We start from the raw sequence: 19,189 nt of genomic DNA, 5'->3' as shown, positions 1-19,189 counted from the left end.
CAGCACCCCGTCAGCGTGGCGCAAAACCTGTCGTGAGCAAGTCGACCATCTGCGCAGCTACGTCCTCCTTGGATTGTTTGCCGTCGGGAGAAAACCAGCGGGCAGGCCAGTTCAAGGCACCTGCCAGCGTGAATGCCAGTAGTTTTGAATCACAAGGTGCGATTGACCCATCCGCGATGGCCTCCTCAATCAAGCCGCGCATTGCCAAGTCGATTTTTCCTTTCAGCGACCGGAATTCTTTTCGGCCATCTTCTGATAAGGCTTCATCACCTGTGCGGATCACGCAGCGCCCGAAGTCATCCATGTTGATTTCGGCGTAGCGCTGCAGATAGTTGCGCAACCGGTCGATTCCCTTGCCAGGTTGCTGGCGCGCAGACTCTGCCGCTTCAATAAGCTGCTCCAGGCCGTGCAGAACACATTGGAGCAAAACCTGCTCCTTGTTTCCCAGGTAGTGGTAGATCGTTGGCTTGGAGATGCCGAGGCTGATCGCTACGTCCTCAAGCAACGTGGCGTGAAAGCCGCGTTCGTTGAATATGCGCACCGCTGCACGCAACACGGCCTGGCGTTTGGCTTCACGTTCTTGCTGCTTTTGCGTGACGGTTTGAAAAGGTGAGCTGTCAGTCACGTTAGTCATCCAGTTCGTTGTTTTTAGCACGGCTCAGGACCATGCATGGGCAGCAAGGTTCGCGGCATTTTCATCGTGCATAACCTTGACAGGGCCATGTGGGGAATTCTAGCCTACTCACGAGTAGGTGGTCTACTGGCAGGTTTTTAAGTGCCCGCCTGCACACTCCAGCGATCTCTATCCCCATAAAAACAAGCAAGAGGATGTGCGCGATGAAGATTCAAGATGTAGCGGCAGTCATCACCGGTGGTGCCTCTGGCCTGGGAGGCGCAGTTGCTGCTCGATTGGCGGCGGCGGGAGCGAATGTTGCGATCATTGACCTGAACCAGCAACTGGGTGAAACACTCGCCAGATCAATCGGTGGGGTGTTCATCAAGGCAGATGTGACTGATGAAGCCGCGGTAGAGCATGCGCTGGAAACAGCTGAAGGCGTGCATGGAAAAGCGCGCATTCTGGTCAATTGTGCCGGTATCGGCCCACCCGCCAAAGCAATCAGTCGTGACGGAAAAGCACTCCCGCTGGCTGATTTCGCTCGGATTATCAACATCAACCTCAATGGCAGCTTCAACGTCCTTTCCAAGTTCGCGGCCCGTCTCCATGCGGCTGAGCAGGCTGGGGAGGAACGCGGCATCATCATCAACACGGCCAGTGTTGCGGCATTTGATGGGCAGATCGGACAGCCGGCATATGCCGCTTCGAAAGCGGGGATTGTCGGCATGACCCTGCCCCTGGCCCGTGAGTTCGCCCGCTATGGCATCCGAGTGATGACTATCGCGCCGGGTATTTTCCTCACACCGCTCCTGGCATCGCTGCCAGAAGAGACCCAGCAGTCGCTTGGGCAGCAGGTACCGTTCCCTAGTCGACTGGGGCAGCCTGACGAGTTCGCTCAACTCGTCCAGTCAATCATCGAGAACCCCATGCTTAACGGTGAAGTCATTCGCCTGGATGGCGCGATCAGGATGGCTTCGCGATGAATGTGAATGATCTCGAGTTGGCTTCGGCGATTGCTGAGCGTGTTGAGGCGTTCGTACGTGAGGTGGTCGTGCCGTATGAGAAGGATATGCGCCGGGACCATCACGACTGTCCTACAGACGAAATGGTTTTGGAACTGCGTGAAAAGGCACGCCAGGCGGGTGTGCTCACCCCGCATATTCTTCCCGATGGTAGCCATCTGAGCCAACAAGGTACCGCGTTGGTCCTGGCACGCACCGGCCTTTCTCCTCTGGGGCCATTGGCCTGCAATACCTGTGCGCCGGATGAGGGCAACATGTACCTGCTGGGTAAGGTAGGTAGCGAGTACATCAAGCAGCAATTCCTCGAGCCGTTGGTAACAGGCAGAGCACGGTCGGCATTCTTCATGACTGAGCCTGCCGAAGAGGGTGGAGCGGGTTCCGATCCTTCGATGATGCGAACGCATTGCCACAGAGAGGGTGATAGCTGGGTGATCAACGGCCGCAAGGCGTTCATCACCGGTGCTCAAGGCGCGCAAATCGGAATCGTGATGGCGAAGGCGGAGGAAGGGGCGTGCATGTTTCTGGTCTCGTTGCCCGACCCGGCGATCCGTATCGAACGGATACCGCGCACGATCGACAGTTCGATGCCGGGTGGTCACGCCATCGTCACGTTGGATAACTTGCGGGTGCCGGCGGAGCAGATGCTGGGGAACGCCGGTGAAGGGTTTCGCTACGCCCAGGTCAGGCTTGCCCCTGCACGGTTGTCGCACTGCATGCGTTGGTATGGGGCCTGCCTGCGCGCCAATGAAATTGCCACCGACTATGCCAACCGCCGTATGGCATTCGGCAAGCTGCTGATCGACCACGAAGGCACCGGCTTTAGCCTGGCCGAGAACTTGATCGATCTTAAACAGGTTGAACTGATGATTCAGTGGTGCGCAAGCGTGCTGGACAGTGGGGCTGCAGGCGGCACTGAAAGCTCGATGGCCAAGGTGGCGGTCAGTGAAATCCTGATGAGAGTCGCAGACCGTTGCGTGCAAGTAATGGGCGGCAGCGGCCTAACTGAAGATTCGATCGTTGAGCAGGTTTTCCGCGAAATTCGTGCTTTCAGGATTTATGACGGACCCACTGAAGTTCACAAATGGTCACTGGCAAAAACGATCAAACGTGAGTGGGCGAGGGCCAGAGCATGAATGCCTTGGAGCAACGAGCGAACGCTGGGGCAGGAGCGGTTCGACCTGATATGGGGGTCGATGAGCGGGCCCTGGCGAACTGGATGCGGGCCAATGTCGACGGGTTCGCAGGCCCCATGACTGTGCTGCAGTTCAAAGGCGGGCAGTCAATCCCCACGTATCAAATCACCACGCCTGACAATAGCTACGTACTTCGACGTAAACCTGCAGGGCTATTGCTAAAAGGCGCCCACTCGATCGAGCGAGAAGCTCGGGTGCAACAAGCGCTGGGCAGGGTCGGCTTCAGTGTGCCGAAGATCTTCGGCCTGTGTACGGATGAGTCGGTACTAGGAACACCTTTCTACGTAATGGAGAGGGTTGAGGGCAGAATTTTTTGGGACGCCACCTTGCCGGACGTCGGCCACGACGAACGACCAGAATACTTCGACGCGATGAACCAGACGCTGGCCTCCCTGCATCGAATCAATCCGGCGGATGTTGGGCTACAGGATTATGGGAAAACGGGAAACTACTTCTCTCGGCAGATCAGCCGCTGGACTCGGCAGTATCTGGAAGACGAAGCGGCGGGCCGGGATCCGAACATGGACTTGCTGGTCCAGTGGCTGCCTGAGCATATTCCGGTAGGCGACGAAACCAGCATCGTGCATGGTGACTTTCGCTGCGACAACATGATTTTCCACCCTATAGAGCCTCGGGTCGTGGCCGTGCTGGATTGGGAGTTGTCCACGCTTGGACACCCCCTGGCCGACTTCGCCAACCACGCGATGATGTATCAGATGCCGCCGGACATTGTTGCAGGGCTCGCAGGTGCGGATTTGTCACACCTGAACATTCCTTCGCAAGCGCAATACGTTCAGGCGTACTGCGATCGCACTGGGCGAGCCTCAATTCCCGAGTGGGAGTTCTACATCGCCTTCAACCTGTTCCGCATGGCCGCCATCTTCCATGGCATCAAAGGCCGAGTCATTCGCGGCACTGCCGCTTCGGCGTATGCCTGTGAACGGGCAAAAAGTTTCCCGGTACTGGCCGAACTGGCCCGCCGTGCCTTGGAGGGTTGCCGATGAACGACTTAGTAATACTCAAGGTGGAGCAAGGCGTAGCCACCATTACATTAAACCGACCACAGCAGGGCAATGCCATTGATCTCCCCATGGCACAGGCACTGCTCAAGGCAGCCATCAGCTGCGATCAGGCTTGCGAGGTGAAGTGTGTGGTGCTCACCGGCAGTGGCAAACTGTTCTGTGCCGGAGGCGACCTGGATGAATTCGTGGCCGCAGGGGACGATATTTCTGGATTCCTCAGCGAGCTGGCTGGCACGTTGCACCTCGCCATCTCCAGACTTATGAGAATGGAAAAGCCGCTTGTCGTGCTCGTCAACGGCCCTGCTGCTGGTGCCGGCATGAGCCTCTCATTGGTAGGCGATGTTGTCCTGGCCGAGGGGGCAGCATCCTTCACGCCAGCCTACGGTGCGATTGGCTTGAGCCCCGATGGAGGTCTCAGTTGGCTTCTACCCCGGTTGGTTGGGCTGCGCGGTGCTCAAGAAATCATTCTGCTCAACCAGCGCATTAGCGCTGAACAGGCGAAGACCCTAGGTCTGATTACTCGGGTTGTCGAAGCGGGGCAGTTGCATGCCGAAGGAGCGGTGCTGGCACAGAGCCTGGCATCGATGCATGTGCCTGCGCTAGGCCGTGTGAAAAAGTTGCTGCTTGAGTCTCTTGGCATGCCGTTGGAAGCGCAGCTGGAGCAAGAAGCTCGCAGTATTTCGGCGCTGGCAACCCGGCCCTATGTACGTGACAAAGTCGGCGCATTTGTAGCGCAACGTACCCAAAAGAATAAGAAGGAGTTGACTCATGGCTGATGCATACATAGTGGCGGCGGTACGTACTGCTGGTGGTCGTCGTAACGGCAAGTTGGCAGGGTGGCACCCGGCGGACATGGGGGGAGAGGTGCTGAACGCACTGGTGGATCGCTCCGGAATTGATCCTGCCGCAGTGGACGATGTGATCATCGGATGTGTGACCCAGGCCGGTGAACAGGCTTTTGCTTTTGCCCGCAATGTGGTGCTCGCCTCCAAGCTGCCCCAGAGCGTACCCGCCGTCACCATCGATCGCCAGTGTGGGAGTTCCCAGCAGGCCGTTCAATTTGCTGCCCAGGCCGTCATGTCAGGGATGCAGGATGTGGTGATCGCTGGCGGCGTGGAAAGTATGAGTCGAGTGCCGATGTTCTCAAACATGTCTTTCCATGCAAAGGAAGGGATTGGCATCGGCCCTTTCAGCAACCGCATCAAGGAGCGATTCCAGGTCGATACGTTCAGCCAGTTTGGTGGGGCGCAAATGCTGGCTGAAAAGTACGGTTATGACCGACTGACGCTGGATCGATTTGCTTTGAGCAGTCATCAGCGGGCCGCTCAAGCCACACGGTCCGGGGCTTTTAAACAAGAGATCATCGGTCTGTGGGTAGGCGATGGTCTGCATCTCGTGGATGAGGGAATACGCTTCGATGCTTCCTTGGATGGCATCGGTTCGGTCAAACCTTTGCAGGAAGGCGGGGTGGTCAGCGCAGCGAACGCAAGCCAGGTGTGCGATGGGGCCTCAGGTGTACTGGTAGTCAGCGAGCGTGCCTTGAAAACCCACGGCCTGACGCCGATGGCACGTATCGTCGACATGACAGTGACTGCCGGGGACCCGGTGATCATGCTTGAAGAGCCGATTTTCGCGACGCAAAAAGCGTTGAAGAAAGCCGGCATGAGCATCGCCGATATCGACCTCTATGAAGTCAACGAGGCCTTTGCTCCTGTGCCTTTGGCATGGCTCGACGCCCTTGAGGCGGACCCCGATCGCTTGAACGTGAATGGCGGTGCAATCGCTCTGGGGCATCCATTGGGCTCGTCGGGTACCAAACTGATGACCACCTTGGTTCATGCCCTGAAGGCTCGCGGAAAACGGTATGGCTTGCAGACAATGTGCGAGGGCGGTGGTGTGAGCAACGTGACAATTTTGGAGGTGCTGTAATGGCCTTCCGAAATCGTGTTACCGAGTTGCTCGGGATTCGTCACCCCATCGTACAAGGCGGCATGATGTGGGTGGGGCGTGCTGAACTGGCAAGCGCCGTGTCGAACGCGGGCGGTCTGGGGACGCTTACCGCTCTCACCCAGCCGACACCTGATGACCTGCGTCGGGAAATCGACCGTTGCCGCAGCATGACGGACAAGCCTTTTGCGGTAAACCTGACGATTCTGCCGTCCGTGAGTCCACCACCTTATGCCGAGTACCGCCAAGCAATCATCGAGTCAGGCGTGCGCATTGTCGAAACGGCCGGCAACAAACCGCAGGAGCATGTGGAGGCATTCAAGTCTCACGGCCTCACTGTCATTCACAAGTGCACCGCGGTTCGTCATGCCGTTTCGGCCCAGCGCATGGGCGTCGACATCATCTCCATCGACGGCTTCGAGTGTGCGGGCCATCCGGGGGAAGATGACATTCCAGGGTTGGTATTGATACCTGCGACCGCTGACCAAGTCAGCATCCCGATCATCGCTAGCGGTGGTATTGGAGACGGCCGAGGGCTGGCTGCGGCGATGGCCTTGGGCGCCGAGGGAGTGAACATGGGAACCCGGTTCTGCGCGACTCAAGAGGCACCGATCCACGACGCCATCAAGGCCTTCCTGGTGAACAACGACGAGCGCTCCACCCATCTGATCTTCCGACGTTTTCACAATACTGGCCGCGTTGCGCGGAACACCGTTTCCGATGAAGTGGTGCGCTTGTCTCAAGAACCCGGTGCGACTTTCGAGGACATCCGCAGCTACGTTTCTGGTGCCAAGGGGCGAGAAGCCTTGGAGACGGGCAATCTGGACGCAGGGCTCATCTGGGCCGGGCAAATCCAGGGCTTGATCCGGGATGTTCCAACGTGCGAGGCATTGATTGAGCGAATGATCACTGACGCGCGCAGCATCATCAATCAGCGTCTGAACGGCATGCTGGCTTAACCTCCGGAGATCGAGCGATGGATTATCAATTTATCAGCGTGGCCCGTGAAGGTAGGCTGACGGTGATCACCCTACAGCGCCCAGCTTCTTACAACGCTCTGAATTTCAAGGCTCATGAGGAGCTACAGCAAGCTTTCGATGATTTCGCCGATGATGACGACCAGTGGCTGGCAATTCTCACGGGCGCTGGTTCCAAGGCTTTTTGCGCTGGGCATGACCTCAAGCAACAGGCCGACGATGCGAATCTCGGCACGCCTGAAAAGGGCTTCGGCGGCCTAGCTTCGCGTTTTGACTTGCACAAGCCTGTGATCGCCGCGGTAAACGGTGTGGCAATGGGCGGTGGTTTTGAGCTGGCATTGGCCTGCGACATCATCGTTGCGTCCTCCAATGCCTCGTTTGCACTGCCAGAGGCGAAAGTCGGCCTGGCAGCGCTGGCTGGTGGTATGCAGCGCCTCCCCAACCTGATCGGTTTGAAGCGCAGTATGGGAATGCTGCTGACTGGGCGACGTGTCAGTGCGAGTGAAGGGCTTCAACTCGGCTTTGTGAATGAAGTAGCAGAGGGTGATGTCATGGACACCGCGCGCCGTTGGGCCGCCGAAATTCTCTCATGCAGTCCGCTCTCGGTACGGGCCACCAAGCAAGCTGTGATGCGCGGGCTGGATGTGCCTGTCGCCCAGGCCCTGGCCGAACAGTGGGACTACCCCCAAGTGCAGGCGATGCTCAATTCCCAGGACGCAATCGAGGGGCCCAAGGCATTTGCTGAGAAGCGCCCACCGAGCTGGCAGGGTCGCTGAGTAGTTCGTGTTGTGCCTTCCGACAATCACAATAAGAGGATAAGCCATGCACCCGTTGATTCACGCCAAAACCAGCCCTGATAAGCCAGCCTGCATCCTGGCATCAACTAATAAAGTGATGACGTATGGAGAGCTTGACGCGCTTGCTAACCAGGGTGCCCATCTACTGAGAGGACTGGGCCTTAAACGGGGTGATACCGTTGCCGTGGTACTGGGTAATGATTTCGAGATTTTCGTCGTGGCTTGGGCCACACAACGGATTGGACTTTATCTGACTGCAGTCTCGACCAAGACCTCTGTCAGCGATCTTGCTTATGTGCTGGAAAACTCGCAAGCGAAAGTGCTGATTGCAGGCGAGGCATATTCCCAAGTTGCCGAGCAGGCTGCTGGGCAAACCGCTTTAGAGCCACCGTACGTCTTCAGCCACGCATCGGGCCGTACGCCTTTCATCGAAGCCTGCGAAGGGCAGCCTGTGACCTTGGTCAGCGATCCGAGTGCGGGGTCCGACATGCTGTATTCGTCAGGTATGACCGGCCGCCCGAAGGGGGTCAAACCGCAACTGCCGGACGGCCCGATCGAGGCGAAGACTCCACTGATGCAATTGGGAGAGACGCTCTATGGCATGGAAAGCAATAGTCGTTATCTGTCGACCTCGCCGCTCTATCATGCGGCGCCATTGCGGTGGGCAATGGTCGTTCACCGCTTCGGTGGCACGGTGGTGGTGATGGATCGCTTCGACGCCCAGCACTCGCTGGTTTTGATCGAACAGTATCGAATCACCCACGCTACCTTCGTACCGACTCATTTCGTGCGCATGCTCAAGCTGGAAAGCGAGGTGCGTCAGCAGTACGACTACAGTTCCCTAAAGGCGGTCATCCATGCTGCTGCGCCGTGTCCGGTTCCGGTCAAGCACGCCATGATCGAGTGGTGGGGGCCGATCATCCACGAGTACTACTCAGGCACTGAAACCTGCGGCATTACTGCGTTGGATTCAGCCCAGTGGCTAAGCAAGCCGGGCTCTGTTGGGCTCGCTGTGCTTGGCAAGGTAAAAATTCTAGGTCCTGATGGTGAGGAGGTTTCGGCGGGTACGCAAGGCGACGTCTACTTTGCAGATGGCCCGAAATTCGAATACCACAATGACCCTGAAAAAACCCGCCAAGCGTACAATCACAAAGGATGGGCGACCCTGAGTGACATAGGTTGGGTCGATGAGGACGGATTTTTGTTCCTGACGGATCGCAAGAGTTTCATGATCATCTCGGGAGGCGTGAACATCTATCCTCAGGAAATCGAAAATCACCTGATCACTCACCCTCAAGTAGAGGACGCGGCTGTCTTCGGCGCCCCCGACGAGGAGATGGGGGAGCGTGTAATCGCTGTAATTCAGCCACGACCCGGGGTAGTGGGCGATGCTCAGCTCGCCGAGACGCTTCGCAAGTTCGTGCGCGACGCCCTGGGCGGGGTCAAGTGTCCTCAACAGTTCGACTTTCGTAGTGAGTTGCCTCGCGAACCGACTGGAAAACTCATGAAGCGCTTGCTGAAGGCCGAATACGAGGCCGCACATCAAGCCCTGAGCGTGTAACCGGACCGCGCAGTTGGCCAGTAATGCCAACTGCGCGCGAATCTCAGGTTCAAAGATGACATCAAGGAGGACGCGAAGCATGAGTGTCGAACGATACGACAGCAAACCCTGGCTCTCCCTCTATCGCTCCGGGCAGCCGGCAGAGATCAAGCCGGTTTTCGATACCATGCTTGAGGCTTTCATGGACTCCGTGGGCAGGGCTCCTGATCAGCCATTGGTTCACTATTTCGATTCGAGTTTGACATTACGGGAGGTGGACCGGGCATCCACCGCATTGGCTTGCAACCTGCTGGCCCGAGGGTTCATGCCCGGGGATCGCCTGGGACTGTTCTTGCAAAACAACCCGGCCTTTATCATCGGTATGCTGGCCAGTTGGAAGGCAGGTGGGATTGCGGTCGCGATCAACCCAATGAACAAGGCCAGGGAGTTGGCCTTCATTCTTGAGGACAGCGGTGCTCGGGCAATGCTGTGTCTCGACTCACTTTACGAAGACGTCGCCAAGGCTGTTATCGAAAGTCTCGTTTCGCCACTCGAAATCGTTGTGACCACATCCATGCTCGATCACCAGGCAGCCAATGACGCTCGAGTGCTGAAGGTTGACCGCCGGCATACGGTCGCGTCGGGTGTACTGGATCTCCAGGCAGTCACATGTGCCTCGCAACATCCCCCCTTCCTGCCACCTGCAGAGTTGTCGGGCAATGATGTGGCAATGCTGACCTATACCTCTGGCACGACGGGCAAGCCAAAGGCAGCCATGAATACCCATGCAAATCTGGTGTTCACCGCACAGACGTACCGTGACTGGGTGCGCATGACGCCCGAAGATTGCATTCTAGGCATAGCTCCGTTGTTCCATGTCACCGGCATCGTGGCTCATGTCGCGCTTGCCTTGTTGACCCCTTGCCCTTTGATCCTGGCCCACCGCTTTCATGCAGAGGTGATACTGGAACTTATCCGGGATCGACGACCTACCTTCACCATAGGAGCGATCACAGCATTCCTGAGTCTGATGAATGCTCCTGGTGCAGCGCGGGCTGACTTTGCCAGCTTTCGGGCCATCTACTCTGGGGGTGCGCCCATTTCACCCGCGACCGCTGAGGCTTTCGAGTCCTTCAGTGGTCATTACATTCATAACGCCTTCGGGATGACCGAAACGTGCTCGCCCACCCATTTGGTGCCATTCGGGGAACGTGCGCCAGTGGATGAGCACTCGGGAGCCATTGCTGTGGGAGTGCCAGTGTTTAATACCTCGGTACGCGTCATCGACGATGAGGGATATTTTGTAGCGGTGGGAGAGCCCGGAGAAATCATTGATTGCGGGCCGCAAGTGATGAAAGGTTACTGGCAGCAAACACAGGCAACAGCAGAAGTAATGCATGACGGCTGGCTTCGTACTGGCGATGTTGGTTTCATGGATAGGAAGGGCTGGTTCTACCTGGTTGATCGCAAGAAAGACATGATCAACGTCAGTGGGTATAAAGTGTGGCCACGTGAAGTTGAAGACGTCCTATATAGCCATCCAGCGGTCCTTGAAGCAATCGTGGTCGGAGTGAGTGACAGCTATCGAGGCGAAACTGTAAAGGCGGCTGTAACGCTACGTCCCGGTTTTAAGGTGACCGAGCAGGCTCTCATCGAGCACTGCAAGGCCAATCTTGCCGCCTACAAGTATCCAAGGATTTTGGAAGTCCGCGAGGAATTACCTAAGTCTTCAACCGGCAAGCTGTTGCGCCGAAATCTGCGATGATGATGTGCAGGATGCACAGCGCTTGAGACACAAGCGGGGCCTAATCCCGTCTTGGGTTTCCGTCAGTCTCCACAAAGCGTATCGCTACCATCTCGCCACTGACGTGCGTACTTCCAGCAACGTTCAGAGTCAGTTCAATAACGGCCTTGCGCTCATCGAGCGACTTGAGTCGTGCTTGCAGAAGTAACTCGACGTCGAGCGGTGTGGGCCTATGGAAGACCACGGTGAGAGTGCCAGTCACAAAACGCATCAGGTCGCAACCGTCCCTCATTTCCCGTCCGGCTGCCGCGTGTGCAAACGCTGCGGCACTGGCGGCGCCATGGCAATCGAGCAGTGATGCGAGGAAGCCGCCGTAGGCGTTCTGTGGGACACCGCCAGAGTAGATGGGGTCGACAGTGAAGCGTGCTTCGACAATGTCGCCGTTGAGGTAGCTCTTGAGTTTATGGCCGTGTGGGTTGTTTACGCCGCAGCCATAGCAGTGTGCGAACCTTGGTGGGTAAAAGTCCTGAATCGCCGACATGTCGCTTCCTCTTGTGATGAGCTTGGAGTTCTAAGGCAGTGATCAAGGTCGCCGCATGTAAGCACTGGGGCTCAGGCCGAACTCCGAACGAAACATGTAGGTGAAGGCGGAGGTCGAGGAGTAACCCAAGGTCAGAGCAACCTGAGTAATAGTGTTACCGCTGGCAAGTAGCTCCAAGGCCTTGAGTGATCTCAGTTTCTGCGTCCATATGCGCATCGACAAACCTGTTTCTCTTTCAAAGTGACGGGCAAGTGTTCTCTTGGACATCTTGAAGTGCGCAGCCCACGCGTCGGCATCACGACTAGAGCACGGGTCGTTGTATAGCGCCTCGCAGATCTTTAGAGTAACTCCTTCAGTCGGCCATGGCAGGGCAGAGTGGATGGGCTGCATCTTGTCCAACTGTTTGCTGATCAAAGTCGTGACGAGGATCGAGTAATCGCTTTCGGTATCTTGGTCGAAACTACTGACTTCCACGATGAGCGCTCGCAGCAGATTGGACACCATGAAAGCTCTGGTTTGTGCAGGCGTATCAGTACTCTCATCCACGTATAAGCTCGAAAGCGTGGCTCCCAGCGCCGAGCCAGTGGTGTGGGTGACACCGCTGGGAATCCAGAGGGCTTGACCAGGGGCAATCACGAAACACTCATTGCCAATCATCACACTAAGTACGCCATCCGTGGCGTACGTGAGCTGGTTCCAGTCATGGGCATGCGGCTCAAATTTGCTTCGTGCGGGCAGCACTTGAGAGCGTAGGCGCACGGGGGCGGGCCGCCGGTCAACATCGGTGCCTAATCGGGGCAGATATTGCCAGTTTTCAGAAAATTTTGGCATCACATGGCAACTCGTCGACACAAATTGGCTAGGCGTGTGGAGAAAGACATCGCGCAGGCACCATAGAATAAAAATAATACGCTGTCACCCCAAACCATTTGGGTTGAGCCGCGAGTAAAGGCAATTGCTCAACCTGTGGAGGATTAAAGTAATGCAGAGCCCGGACGACTCATTGTTGCTGAAAAAATATCAAGTCGTGCTCTCTGGAATATGTGCACTGATTATTACCGTCGGGCTGGCCCGCTTTGCCTATACGCCTTTATTGCCCATTATGAATAAAGAGGCGGGGCTGTCGCTATTGGCCGGTGGTTGGCTGGCTACGTTTAACTACATTGGTTACATCGTAGGTGCATTGATTGCTGCCAATTTGAGTGATTTGACAGTTAAATACAAGCTTTACAAAGTTTGCCTTGTTGTCAGCGTTGCCAGTACTGCAGCAATGGGCGCTACAACCGATTTGGTGGTGTGGTCGTTGCTAAGATTGATTGGTGGTGCGACTAGTGTGGCTGGCATGCTGATTGCGTCCGGGCTAATAATGAACTGGTTAATGCGCAAGGGGATGCAGCAAGAGCTGGGCCTGCACTTTACTGGACTCGGTTTAGGGATAGTGGTGTCTGGCGCTGCGATCATCTTGATGGCTGACACTTTCAACTGGGCAGAACAATGGTATTGGATGGCGACCATCGCGTTACTGTTTTTTCCGCCAGCATGGCTCTGGATGCCGCAACCGGCCAAGGTGGCGCAGCGCTCCATGACTGCCGCTGGAACATCAGAAAAAACTTCCCCGTCCTGGATGAGGCTTCTGATCGCTTTCTACTTCTGCACTGGTTTCGGCTATGCCATCGGCGCGACGTTCATCGTGGCGATTCTGGGAAAATTTGAGTTCTTTGCTCAGATCGCAAGTGTCGTATGGATTATTGTCGGAGCGGCAGCGATTCCGTCGAGTTTCATCTGGGACAAAATCGCACGGTCGAGCAGCACTATCACCGCGCTGGTTGTGGCCAATGTGTTCGAGACTGTGGCTATCTTGGTGCCTCGCTTCACTGATGACACCCTGATCAATGTGATCGGAGCGATTCTATTTGGCAGCACCTTCGTAGGTATCGTGAGTTTGACCCTCGCGCTGGTCGGCCGCAACTTTCCCGCCAATCCGGCCAAGGCGATGGCCAAGCTTACTATCAGCTACGGTATCGCTCAGATCATCGCACCGGCCGCCGCAGGTTATCTTGCAACGCGCTATGGCGGCTACAGCGATTCGTTGGTGATCACCGGGGCGGCTCTGACGGTCGGGACATGCCTGTTGCTCTTCATGCGTTCGCATCAACGTGACGTAGAAACTCGGGCACTGTCGATGCAGCGGGACTCGACAGCGCCTTTTTAGCAGCCGAGCAAATGTGGGTAGTGGCTCATCCATGAATCCCAAGGGGCGGAAGGGTTGGCCCACTCACTGAGGAAAGACACGAACGAACTGATGACCTTATTACGCTCGCGATCAGGTAGATGCAGGGCCAGCAGTTTTCTCGACATGTCTGGAGTGATGTTTCTGAACAGTGGTACCAAGCGTCCGTTTTTGACGTGTGTGTCCATCAAATAGGATGGAAGGTAGGCAATACCCAGACCCTCTAGTGCAGCCTCCAGAAGAACCTGGCTGTTATTGGCCTTGATCAGAATTTCCCCGTAGGTAATAAGTTGTTTTTCCCCTTCGCTGGAGTACGCGTGCCAGGTTTCGTCAATGCCGGGATATAGCAAGCATGTATGGTTTTTCAAATCGTTGATGCAGTCGGGGGTGCCGGCTGATGAAAGGTAATCAGGCGATGCGCAGAAGAACCAGTGCATCGTTGCAATCGAAGTTGCATGATAGTTGTTCGGAGCCCGTTTAGCGATTCGTAACGCGACGTCACAGTCACCATCATTTAGGTTGACTTGCAAGTCTGTTACATCGAGTTGTAATGTCACTTTCGGGTAGATTTTTCTATAATCGGAAAATATAGGCATTAGGTGACGGGCACCGAATGCTACTGGAGTGGAGATCCTCAGTAGTCCTTTAGGCTCCGAGCGATCGGACGATAAACCATGGATCGTGGATTCCAGTGCGTTAATTGTCTCGCTGAACTGTTGGTAAAGGGTCTTGCCCTCGTCCGTTAGGAAAACACTTCGCGTCGTCCGTTGCAGCAACTTGGTGCCCAAGCTTTCCTCCAGCAAGGCCAAGCTTTTACTGACGGCAGAGGGGGTCAAATTTATTTTTACAGCAGCCTCGCTCAGTCCCCCGCATTCGACAACCTTTACAAAGATGATCATTTGCTTAAGTGTGAGATTATTTGGAAGCATTTTTGACTGATCCTCACAACTGTAATGAAATAATGTCGCTGGTATTGTTGAAGAGGCACGATTATAAAGTTTGTCAGGAGCGATGCCAACAGCCATTTAGGAAACTAGAGGCTAGCAGGGATGATTCAATCCAATAAAAACAATGGAATCTAGTATGTCTGTATTGACAACGCAGCACGTTGAGGAAAATGAAAGGTTATCCGTCCCATTCACCCGCTACGATGCGGGCTGGGTCATTCTATGTATCGGCATGGCTATCGGTGGAGGCGTCGTGTTCCTACCGATTCAGGTAGGATTGAAGGGGATTTGGGTATTTGCACTTTCATTGGTGTTGGCGTATCCCGCACTCTATATGCTGCAGGACCTGTATCTTAAAACGCTTTCCAAAAGTGAGGCGTGTGAAAATTATACTGGTGTTATCACGCACTACTTAGGCAGAAATTGGGGCTTTGGCCTCAGCGTTGCTTACTTTCTCATGCTACTGAAAGGCATGTTTACCTATTCGTTGGCTGTAACTTTTGACAGCGCAGCTTATTTGCAGAGTTACGGGCTGACGACTGAAAGCCTTGCCCAAACTGCTTGGTACCCCTTGGTTTTACTGGTCGCCCTTGTATGCATTGCAGCCCAAGGTGAGAAAATTCTCTTCAAGGTGTCCGGCCCTATGGTAGTGCTCAAACTGCTCATCGTTGTGGCGCTCGGATTTGTAATGATTCCAAAATGGACGCTAGCAAACATCGGTTTGGTCCCTGAATTTTTTGTGCTTGTCCGAGATGCCATTTTGACGCTCCCGTTCACGTTATTCTCCATTCTTTTTGTGCAGATCCTGAGCCCGATGAACATCGCTTACAGAAAGCGAGAGCCCGACAGCCGGAGCGCCACTTATAAAGCTATCAGGGCAAACCGAATCGCGTACTCCATACTGGCAACCTGCGTCATATTTTTCGTCCTCTCTTTCACCTTTTCTCTGAGTCATGAGCAAGCTGCGGAAGCGGCCAAAAACAATGTATCGGTTCTAGCGGTGGCGACGCAGGTTCTACCCGGAAAGGTGGTCGCGACAATGTCGCTCCTGCTGAATATTTTTGCGATCATGACCGCTTTCTTCGGTATCTATCTCGGTTTCCAAGAGGTTATCAAGGGCATGGCGGTTAACGTCATCAGCCGCTTCGTCAGTGTAGAAAATATCCACCCCCGTGCGCTGACACTGGGTGTTGCAGCGCTGATCGTCGTGCTGTTGTGGTGCTGGGTGATGACGAAATTCTCGATATTGCTGCTTCAGCAGGTGGGGGCGCCAGTATACGGTATTGTATCCTGCTTGATTCCTTGCTATCTGGTATTCAAGGTCCCGGCACTGAACGTGTATAAGAGTTGGCGAATATTTTACATCGCATTGTTCGGCTGCTTGTTGTGCATTGCTCCTTTTCTCAAGCTGCTCGAGAAATAACTGAATAATACTGTTTTAAGATTTGGTAATCGTTATGAATAAAGAAATTGGGCGTCACCACATTAGCACCCAGCTGACCATGTTGGGCCGTGATCCGGATGAGCAGGCTGGTTTTGTAAATGCGCCGGTCTACCGCGGCTCAACGATTGTCTACAAGACTGTGGATGACATCGAGAATAAACGTTCACGTTTTTCGTATGGCACCGCGGGTTCGCCGACCATCGAAAACCTCGAAAATGCCTGGACCAAGCTGACCGGCGCCGCCGGTACAGTTATGGCTCCTTCGGGATTGGGGGCAATTGCCCTGGCATTTTTTGCCACGACCAAGGCGGGTGATCATGTTCTGATTGCAGACTGCGCTTACCGGCCTGCGCGTAACTTCTGTGACAACCTCTTGTCCCGGTACGGCGTAGAGGTCGGCTTCTACGATCCCATGATTGGCGCTGATATCGAACAGCTCATCAAGCCCAACACCAGCGTTATCTTCCTCGAAGCGCCTGGCTCTCAAAGCTTTGAGGTCCAGGATGTACCAGCGATTGTGGCAGTGGCGCGCAGGCATGCTATCAAAACCATTATCGACAATACTTGGGCGACACCTTTGTTCTTCCAAGCGCACGAGCATGGCGTCGATATTTCGTTAGAAGCAGGAACCAAGTACCTTGGCGGCCATTCAGACTTGCTGCTAGGCATGATTTCTGCAAATGTCGAGACTTGGCCTGCTCTGCGTCAGACCTATGATGCAATGGCGATGCTGCCAGGTCCTGAGGATTGCTTCCTGGCCCTGCGAGGGTTGCGGACCATGCATCTTCGCTTAAAAGAAGCCGAATCTCGAGCCATGGAAATTGCCACCTGGCTGCAAGCGCGTCCCGAAGTGGCCAGGCTGTTGCACCCTGCGTTCCCGAGTTGTCCAGGTCATGAGCACTGGAAGCGCGACTTCAAGGGGGCGGCAGGTCTGTTTTCCATCGTCCTGAACGAGCGTTATGTCAAAGCGGATGTGGCGAGGATGCTCGACAACATGTTGATCTTCGGGATGGGCTTCTCGTGGGGGGGGTACGAGAGTCTTATTATCCCGTTCAACTGCGCTGACTACCGAACGGCTACTCAATGGCAGCCGGGTGGATATACGTTGCGTCTGCAGATTGGCCTAGAAGATGTCCAAGACCTGATTGGCGATCTGGAGTGTGGGTTCGAGCGGCTGAATGGTAGGGTGTAGTTGAGTGTGGCAATCAAGGGCACATTATTCTGCCCTTGATTACCCGGTTATTGGCTGGTTGTCTATGACATCTGTCAGCTCATCGACAGATTGTATCCTGCGAATATGTGAGACTTTTTCTGATATTGCCTAGAGGAGTTAGTCATGTTCATGGGATTCATCCCCGTTATGTTTGCGGTTGTTGCGATTGTTGGTGGACGTAAGAGTGTGGTGGTTGCCAGAGTGCTGTGGGGGCTGTGCGCTTTATTGGTAGTGTGTTGGGCCACGTACCATGGGAGCCATCATCTTGCAGACTTGAAGCAGTTGGGGGCTTGGTAATGAGTTCATCAAAAATAAGCGCCCTACTGAGCAGGCTCGATGAAGCAGGTCTCGTAGCGATCAGTGTCCTTTTACTAGCAGCGTTCTACTACCAAATCGTATTGCATGAACTGCCCTGTGCTTTATGCAACCTGATTCGTGTAGCATTTCTGGTGTTAGGTGCCGGGTTACTGCTGAATGTCCGCTTCGGTATAAGTCCGTGGAACTATGTGTTGTCCGCTTGTGGCGGGCTGATCGGCAGCTTGATTAGTTTGCTTTTCATGTTCGCTAAGGCGTTGCCCGGCACAAAGCCCACGGGGTCTGCAATCTTCGGCTTCCATATGTACAATTGGACCTTCGTGTTCTTCACGATAGCAATTATGTACTGCCTGGTTATGGTCGCGCTCTATGCAGTGAGTGTTCAGCGCGAAGCTAACGCATCTCCGATTTTGATTACAAAAACTGCGCGTCTGGCAGTGGCATTATTTACGGTCGTGGCCGTGGGTAACTTTGCGTCTGCATTTTTGCAAAATGGGTTTGGTCCGTTTAGGGCAAGCAATCAGCAGCATTATGAGATGTTGTACGATGGCGATGTGATGAAACCGTGAGTGAGTCCTGAACAAATAAGTTGGCTTGCCAGCAATATGCTGTTATGGATTTTTGTAATTATTAAACGCAGTGGAGATTCGATGTGAATAACCGATACATCATCGCTGAGGCCGCGCCGGTGGCGATCGGCACCTACTCACATGCGGTACAGGCTGGAAGCGTTCTGTACCTTTCAGGTCAGGTGCCCCTCGATCCTGCGACCATGAAGCTCGTAGAGGGGACAGAGCAGCAAATCGTCCAAGCCTTTGAAAACGTGAAGACCATCGTTGAGGCTGCGGGAGGCTCACTGGCCAACACCATGAAGGTGAACATTTTCCTGACCGACCTTTCCTGCTTTCCGTTGGTGAATGAGGTGATGGCCAGGTACTTCAAACCACCCTATCCGGCGCGGGCGGCAATTGGCGTTGCAGCGCTTCCGTTGGGCTGCGAGGTTGAGATCGAAGCCATGGTGAACATGAGCATTTGAGGTCCGGTTGGACGCGATTTAGCGACAGCCAACCTGTGAAAAGCGCGAGCCACGAACCTCGCGCTTTTCTATTTACGGTTAATTACCGAACACTGGCACAAAAAGACCGGTTTTCACGTTGCTCATCGCAACTAGAGTCTTGAAGCGTTTGACGTTGTTGTTTTCAAAGAACAATTCCCTTGTTAGTTGGGTGTATTGGTCCATGTTCCTTAATAGCATGATCAAGACGAAGTCGCATTCCCCCGCGACGTAATAGCACTGTTGGACCTCTGGGCAATGTAGAAATGTCTTTTTCATTTCGTCGAGCAAGTCCAGTCGCTCATTTTCAACCTCCACTTCCGTGATCACCGTGAGTGTATAGCCCAACTGTTCGGCATTCACCTGAGCTACGGTCCCTCGAATCACGCCATCAGCGGTGAGCCTCTTCAGGCGGCGATTCACGGCTGCCGAAGAAAGATTGACCTTCGCTCCCAGGTCGATCTGGGAGGTCCCTGCGTCGCGTTGCACAGCATCAAGCAACGCCCTGTCGAAATGATCGAGTGTCATCATCCGCTCTCGTAACGAATCGGCGCTTAATGCCGTATTTGCGTAATAAAAAATCATTT

At 54.8% G+C, this 19,189-nt stretch carries 19 protein-coding genes; 14 read left to right on the top strand and 5 right to left on the bottom strand.

What is annotated here, in order from left to right; genetic code table 11:
* Positions 1-10: 10 nt before the first annotated feature.
* Positions 11-634, bottom strand: a complete 624-nt coding sequence (locus tag AC6I6U_RS21745; protein ID WP_497878084.1) for a TetR/AcrR family transcriptional regulator — start codon at positions 632-634, stop codon at positions 11-13.
* A gap of 203 nt (positions 635-837) precedes the next feature.
* Here AC6I6U_RS21745 and AC6I6U_RS21740 point away from each other — a divergent pair, with 203 nt between their 5' ends.
* From AC6I6U_RS21740 to AC6I6U_RS21700, 9 genes are all read left to right on the top strand, one after another.
* Positions 838-1,599 carry an SDR family NAD(P)-dependent oxidoreductase gene (locus tag AC6I6U_RS21740; RefSeq protein WP_497878083.1) on the top strand — a complete coding sequence of 254 codons (762 nt, stop codon included), beginning with the start codon at positions 838-840 and terminating at the stop codon, positions 1,597-1,599.
* Entirely contained in the window at positions 1,596-2,771 is a 1,176-nt protein-coding gene (locus AC6I6U_RS21735) for an acyl-CoA dehydrogenase family protein (RefSeq protein ID WP_497878082.1), read from the top strand. Before AC6I6U_RS21740 ends, AC6I6U_RS21735 begins: the two co-directional genes overlap by 4 nt.
* The gene (locus tag AC6I6U_RS21730; protein WP_497878081.1) at positions 2,768-3,835 is read left to right on the top strand and encodes a phosphotransferase; all 1,068 of its coding nucleotides are present in this window, start codon (positions 2,768-2,770) and stop codon (positions 3,833-3,835) included. The genes AC6I6U_RS21735 and AC6I6U_RS21730 overlap by 4 nt, the downstream gene beginning before the upstream one ends.
* Positions 3,832-4,629: an enoyl-CoA hydratase/isomerase family protein gene (locus AC6I6U_RS21725; RefSeq protein ID WP_497878080.1), complete on the top strand. Its 798-nt coding sequence runs from the start codon at positions 3,832-3,834 to the stop codon at positions 4,627-4,629. The genes AC6I6U_RS21730 and AC6I6U_RS21725 overlap by 4 nt, the downstream gene beginning before the upstream one ends.
* Positions 4,622-5,782 (top strand): acetyl-CoA C-acetyltransferase, encoded by a 1,161-nt coding sequence (locus AC6I6U_RS21720; RefSeq protein ID WP_497878079.1) that lies wholly within the window; start codon positions 4,622-4,624, stop codon positions 5,780-5,782. Before AC6I6U_RS21725 ends, AC6I6U_RS21720 begins: the two co-directional genes overlap by 8 nt.
* Positions 5,782-6,759: an NAD(P)H-dependent flavin oxidoreductase gene (locus AC6I6U_RS21715; protein WP_497878078.1), complete on the top strand. Its 978-nt coding sequence runs from the start codon at positions 5,782-5,784 to the stop codon at positions 6,757-6,759. The genes AC6I6U_RS21720 and AC6I6U_RS21715 overlap by 1 nt, the downstream gene beginning before the upstream one ends.
* A 17-nt stretch (positions 6,760-6,776) precedes the next feature.
* On the top strand, positions 6,777-7,553 hold the full coding sequence (locus AC6I6U_RS21710) for an enoyl-CoA hydratase-related protein (protein WP_497878077.1): 777 nt from the start codon (positions 6,777-6,779) through the stop codon (positions 7,551-7,553).
* A 46-nt stretch (positions 7,554-7,599) separates the two neighbouring features.
* Positions 7,600-9,135: an acyl-CoA synthetase gene (locus AC6I6U_RS21705; protein ID WP_497878076.1), complete on the top strand. Its 1,536-nt coding sequence runs from the start codon at positions 7,600-7,602 to the stop codon at positions 9,133-9,135.
* A gap of 79 nt (positions 9,136-9,214) precedes the next feature.
* Entirely contained in the window at positions 9,215-10,879 is a 1,665-nt protein-coding gene (locus AC6I6U_RS21700) for an AMP-binding protein (RefSeq protein WP_497878075.1), read from the top strand.
* Positions 10,880-10,919: 40 nt separating this feature from the next.
* Here AC6I6U_RS21700 and AC6I6U_RS21695 read toward each other — a convergent pair whose 3' ends face one another.
* Together AC6I6U_RS21695 and AC6I6U_RS21690 are read right to left on the bottom strand one after the other, a co-directional pair.
* Positions 10,920-11,399: a hotdog domain-containing protein gene (locus AC6I6U_RS21695; RefSeq protein WP_497878074.1), complete on the bottom strand. Its 480-nt coding sequence runs from the start codon at positions 11,397-11,399 to the stop codon at positions 10,920-10,922.
* Positions 11,400-11,441: 42 nt separating this feature from the next.
* On the bottom strand, positions 11,442-12,230 hold the full coding sequence (locus AC6I6U_RS21690) for an AraC family transcriptional regulator (RefSeq protein ID WP_497878073.1): 789 nt from the start codon (positions 12,228-12,230) through the stop codon (positions 11,442-11,444).
* Positions 12,231-12,381: 151 nt separating this feature from the next.
* Here AC6I6U_RS21690 and AC6I6U_RS21685 point away from each other — a divergent pair, with 151 nt between their 5' ends.
* Positions 12,382-13,611, top strand: a complete 1,230-nt coding sequence (locus tag AC6I6U_RS21685; protein WP_497878072.1) for a YbfB/YjiJ family MFS transporter — start codon at positions 12,382-12,384, stop codon at positions 13,609-13,611.
* Here the strand turns inward: AC6I6U_RS21685 and AC6I6U_RS21680 are convergent.
* Positions 13,608-14,654, bottom strand: coding sequence for a LysR family transcriptional regulator (locus AC6I6U_RS21680; protein WP_497878071.1), 1,047 nt, complete (start codon positions 14,652-14,654; stop codon positions 13,608-13,610). The genes AC6I6U_RS21685 and AC6I6U_RS21680 overlap by 4 nt on opposite strands.
* 58 nt (positions 14,655-14,712) lie before the next feature.
* Between AC6I6U_RS21680 and AC6I6U_RS21675 the strand changes: the two genes are divergently transcribed.
* The 4 genes from AC6I6U_RS21675 to AC6I6U_RS21660 all read left to right on the top strand — a co-directional run bounded on the left by AC6I6U_RS21675 (position 14,713) and on the right by AC6I6U_RS21660 (position 18,584).
* Positions 14,713-15,999 carry an amino acid permease gene (locus tag AC6I6U_RS21675; RefSeq protein WP_497878070.1) on the top strand — a complete coding sequence of 429 codons (1,287 nt, stop codon included), beginning with the start codon at positions 14,713-14,715 and terminating at the stop codon, positions 15,997-15,999.
* A 34-nt stretch (positions 16,000-16,033) separates the two neighbouring features.
* On the top strand, positions 16,034-17,212 hold the full coding sequence (metC, locus tag AC6I6U_RS21670) for a cystathionine beta-lyase (RefSeq protein WP_497878069.1): 1,179 nt from the start codon (positions 16,034-16,036) through the stop codon (positions 17,210-17,212).
* Positions 17,213-17,529: 317 nt separating this feature from the next.
* A complete protein-coding gene (locus AC6I6U_RS21665; protein WP_497878068.1) occupies positions 17,530-18,117 on the top strand; it encodes a disulfide bond formation protein B in 588 nt (195 codons plus the stop codon).
* Positions 18,118-18,200: 83 nt separating this feature from the next.
* A complete protein-coding gene (locus tag AC6I6U_RS21660) occupies positions 18,201-18,584 on the top strand; it encodes a Rid family detoxifying hydrolase (RefSeq protein WP_497878067.1) in 384 nt (127 codons plus the stop codon).
* A gap of 78 nt (positions 18,585-18,662) precedes the next feature.
* Here AC6I6U_RS21660 and AC6I6U_RS21655 read toward each other — a convergent pair whose 3' ends face one another.
* On the bottom strand, positions 18,663-19,130 hold the full coding sequence (locus AC6I6U_RS21655; protein ID WP_497883078.1) for an Lrp/AsnC family transcriptional regulator: 468 nt from the start codon (positions 19,128-19,130) through the stop codon (positions 18,663-18,665).
* Positions 19,131-19,189: the final 59 nt, after the last annotated feature.

Source organism: Pseudomonas sp. UTLPPB19802, assembly GCF_059730225.1.
Note: the sequence above shows the minus strand (reverse complement) of the source record. Positions and strands in the feature narration are given on the sequence as shown.

Excerpts from the sequence above, each read along its gene's own strand:
- AC6I6U_RS21720 (WP_497878079.1), top strand. The coding sequence starts at position 4,622 with ATGGCTGATGCATACATAGTGGCGGCGGTACGTACTGCTGGTGGTCGT.
- AC6I6U_RS21730 (WP_497878081.1), top strand. The coding sequence starts at position 2,768 with ATGAATGCCTTGGAGCAACGAGCGAACGCTGGGGCAGGAGCGGTTCGA.
- AC6I6U_RS21695 (WP_497878074.1), bottom strand. The coding sequence starts at position 11,399 with ATGTCGGCGATTCAGGACTTTTACCCACCAAGGTTCGCACACTGCTAT.
- AC6I6U_RS21690 (WP_497878073.1), bottom strand. The coding sequence starts at position 12,230 with ATGCCAAAATTTTCTGAAAACTGGCAATATCTGCCCCGATTAGGCACC.
- AC6I6U_RS21680 (WP_497878071.1), bottom strand. The coding sequence starts at position 14,654 with ATGGCTGTTGGCATCGCTCCTGACAAACTTTATAATCGTGCCTCTTCA.
- metC (WP_497878069.1), top strand. The coding sequence starts at position 16,034 with ATGAATAAAGAAATTGGGCGTCACCACATTAGCACCCAGCTGACCATG.
- AC6I6U_RS21735 (WP_497878082.1), top strand. The coding sequence starts at position 1,596 with ATGAATGTGAATGATCTCGAGTTGGCTTCGGCGATTGCTGAGCGTGTT.
- AC6I6U_RS21675 (WP_497878070.1), top strand. The coding sequence starts at position 14,713 with ATGTCTGTATTGACAACGCAGCACGTTGAGGAAAATGAAAGGTTATCC.
- AC6I6U_RS21745 (WP_497878084.1), bottom strand. The coding sequence starts at position 634 with ATGACTAACGTGACTGACAGCTCACCTTTTCAAACCGTCACGCAAAAG.
- AC6I6U_RS21740 (WP_497878083.1), top strand. The coding sequence starts at position 838 with ATGAAGATTCAAGATGTAGCGGCAGTCATCACCGGTGGTGCCTCTGGC.
- AC6I6U_RS21710 (WP_497878077.1), top strand. The coding sequence starts at position 6,777 with ATGGATTATCAATTTATCAGCGTGGCCCGTGAAGGTAGGCTGACGGTG.
- AC6I6U_RS21725 (WP_497878080.1), top strand. The coding sequence starts at position 3,832 with ATGAACGACTTAGTAATACTCAAGGTGGAGCAAGGCGTAGCCACCATT.
- AC6I6U_RS21655 (WP_497883078.1), bottom strand. The coding sequence starts at position 19,130 with ATGACACTCGATCATTTCGACAGGGCGTTGCTTGATGCTGTGCAACGC.
- AC6I6U_RS21665 (WP_497878068.1), top strand. The coding sequence starts at position 17,530 with ATGAGTTCATCAAAAATAAGCGCCCTACTGAGCAGGCTCGATGAAGCA.
- AC6I6U_RS21685 (WP_497878072.1), top strand. The coding sequence starts at position 12,382 with ATGCAGAGCCCGGACGACTCATTGTTGCTGAAAAAATATCAAGTCGTG.
- AC6I6U_RS21715 (WP_497878078.1), top strand. The coding sequence starts at position 5,782 with ATGGCCTTCCGAAATCGTGTTACCGAGTTGCTCGGGATTCGTCACCCC.
- AC6I6U_RS21700 (WP_497878075.1), top strand. The coding sequence starts at position 9,215 with ATGAGTGTCGAACGATACGACAGCAAACCCTGGCTCTCCCTCTATCGC.
- AC6I6U_RS21705 (WP_497878076.1), top strand. The coding sequence starts at position 7,600 with ATGCACCCGTTGATTCACGCCAAAACCAGCCCTGATAAGCCAGCCTGC.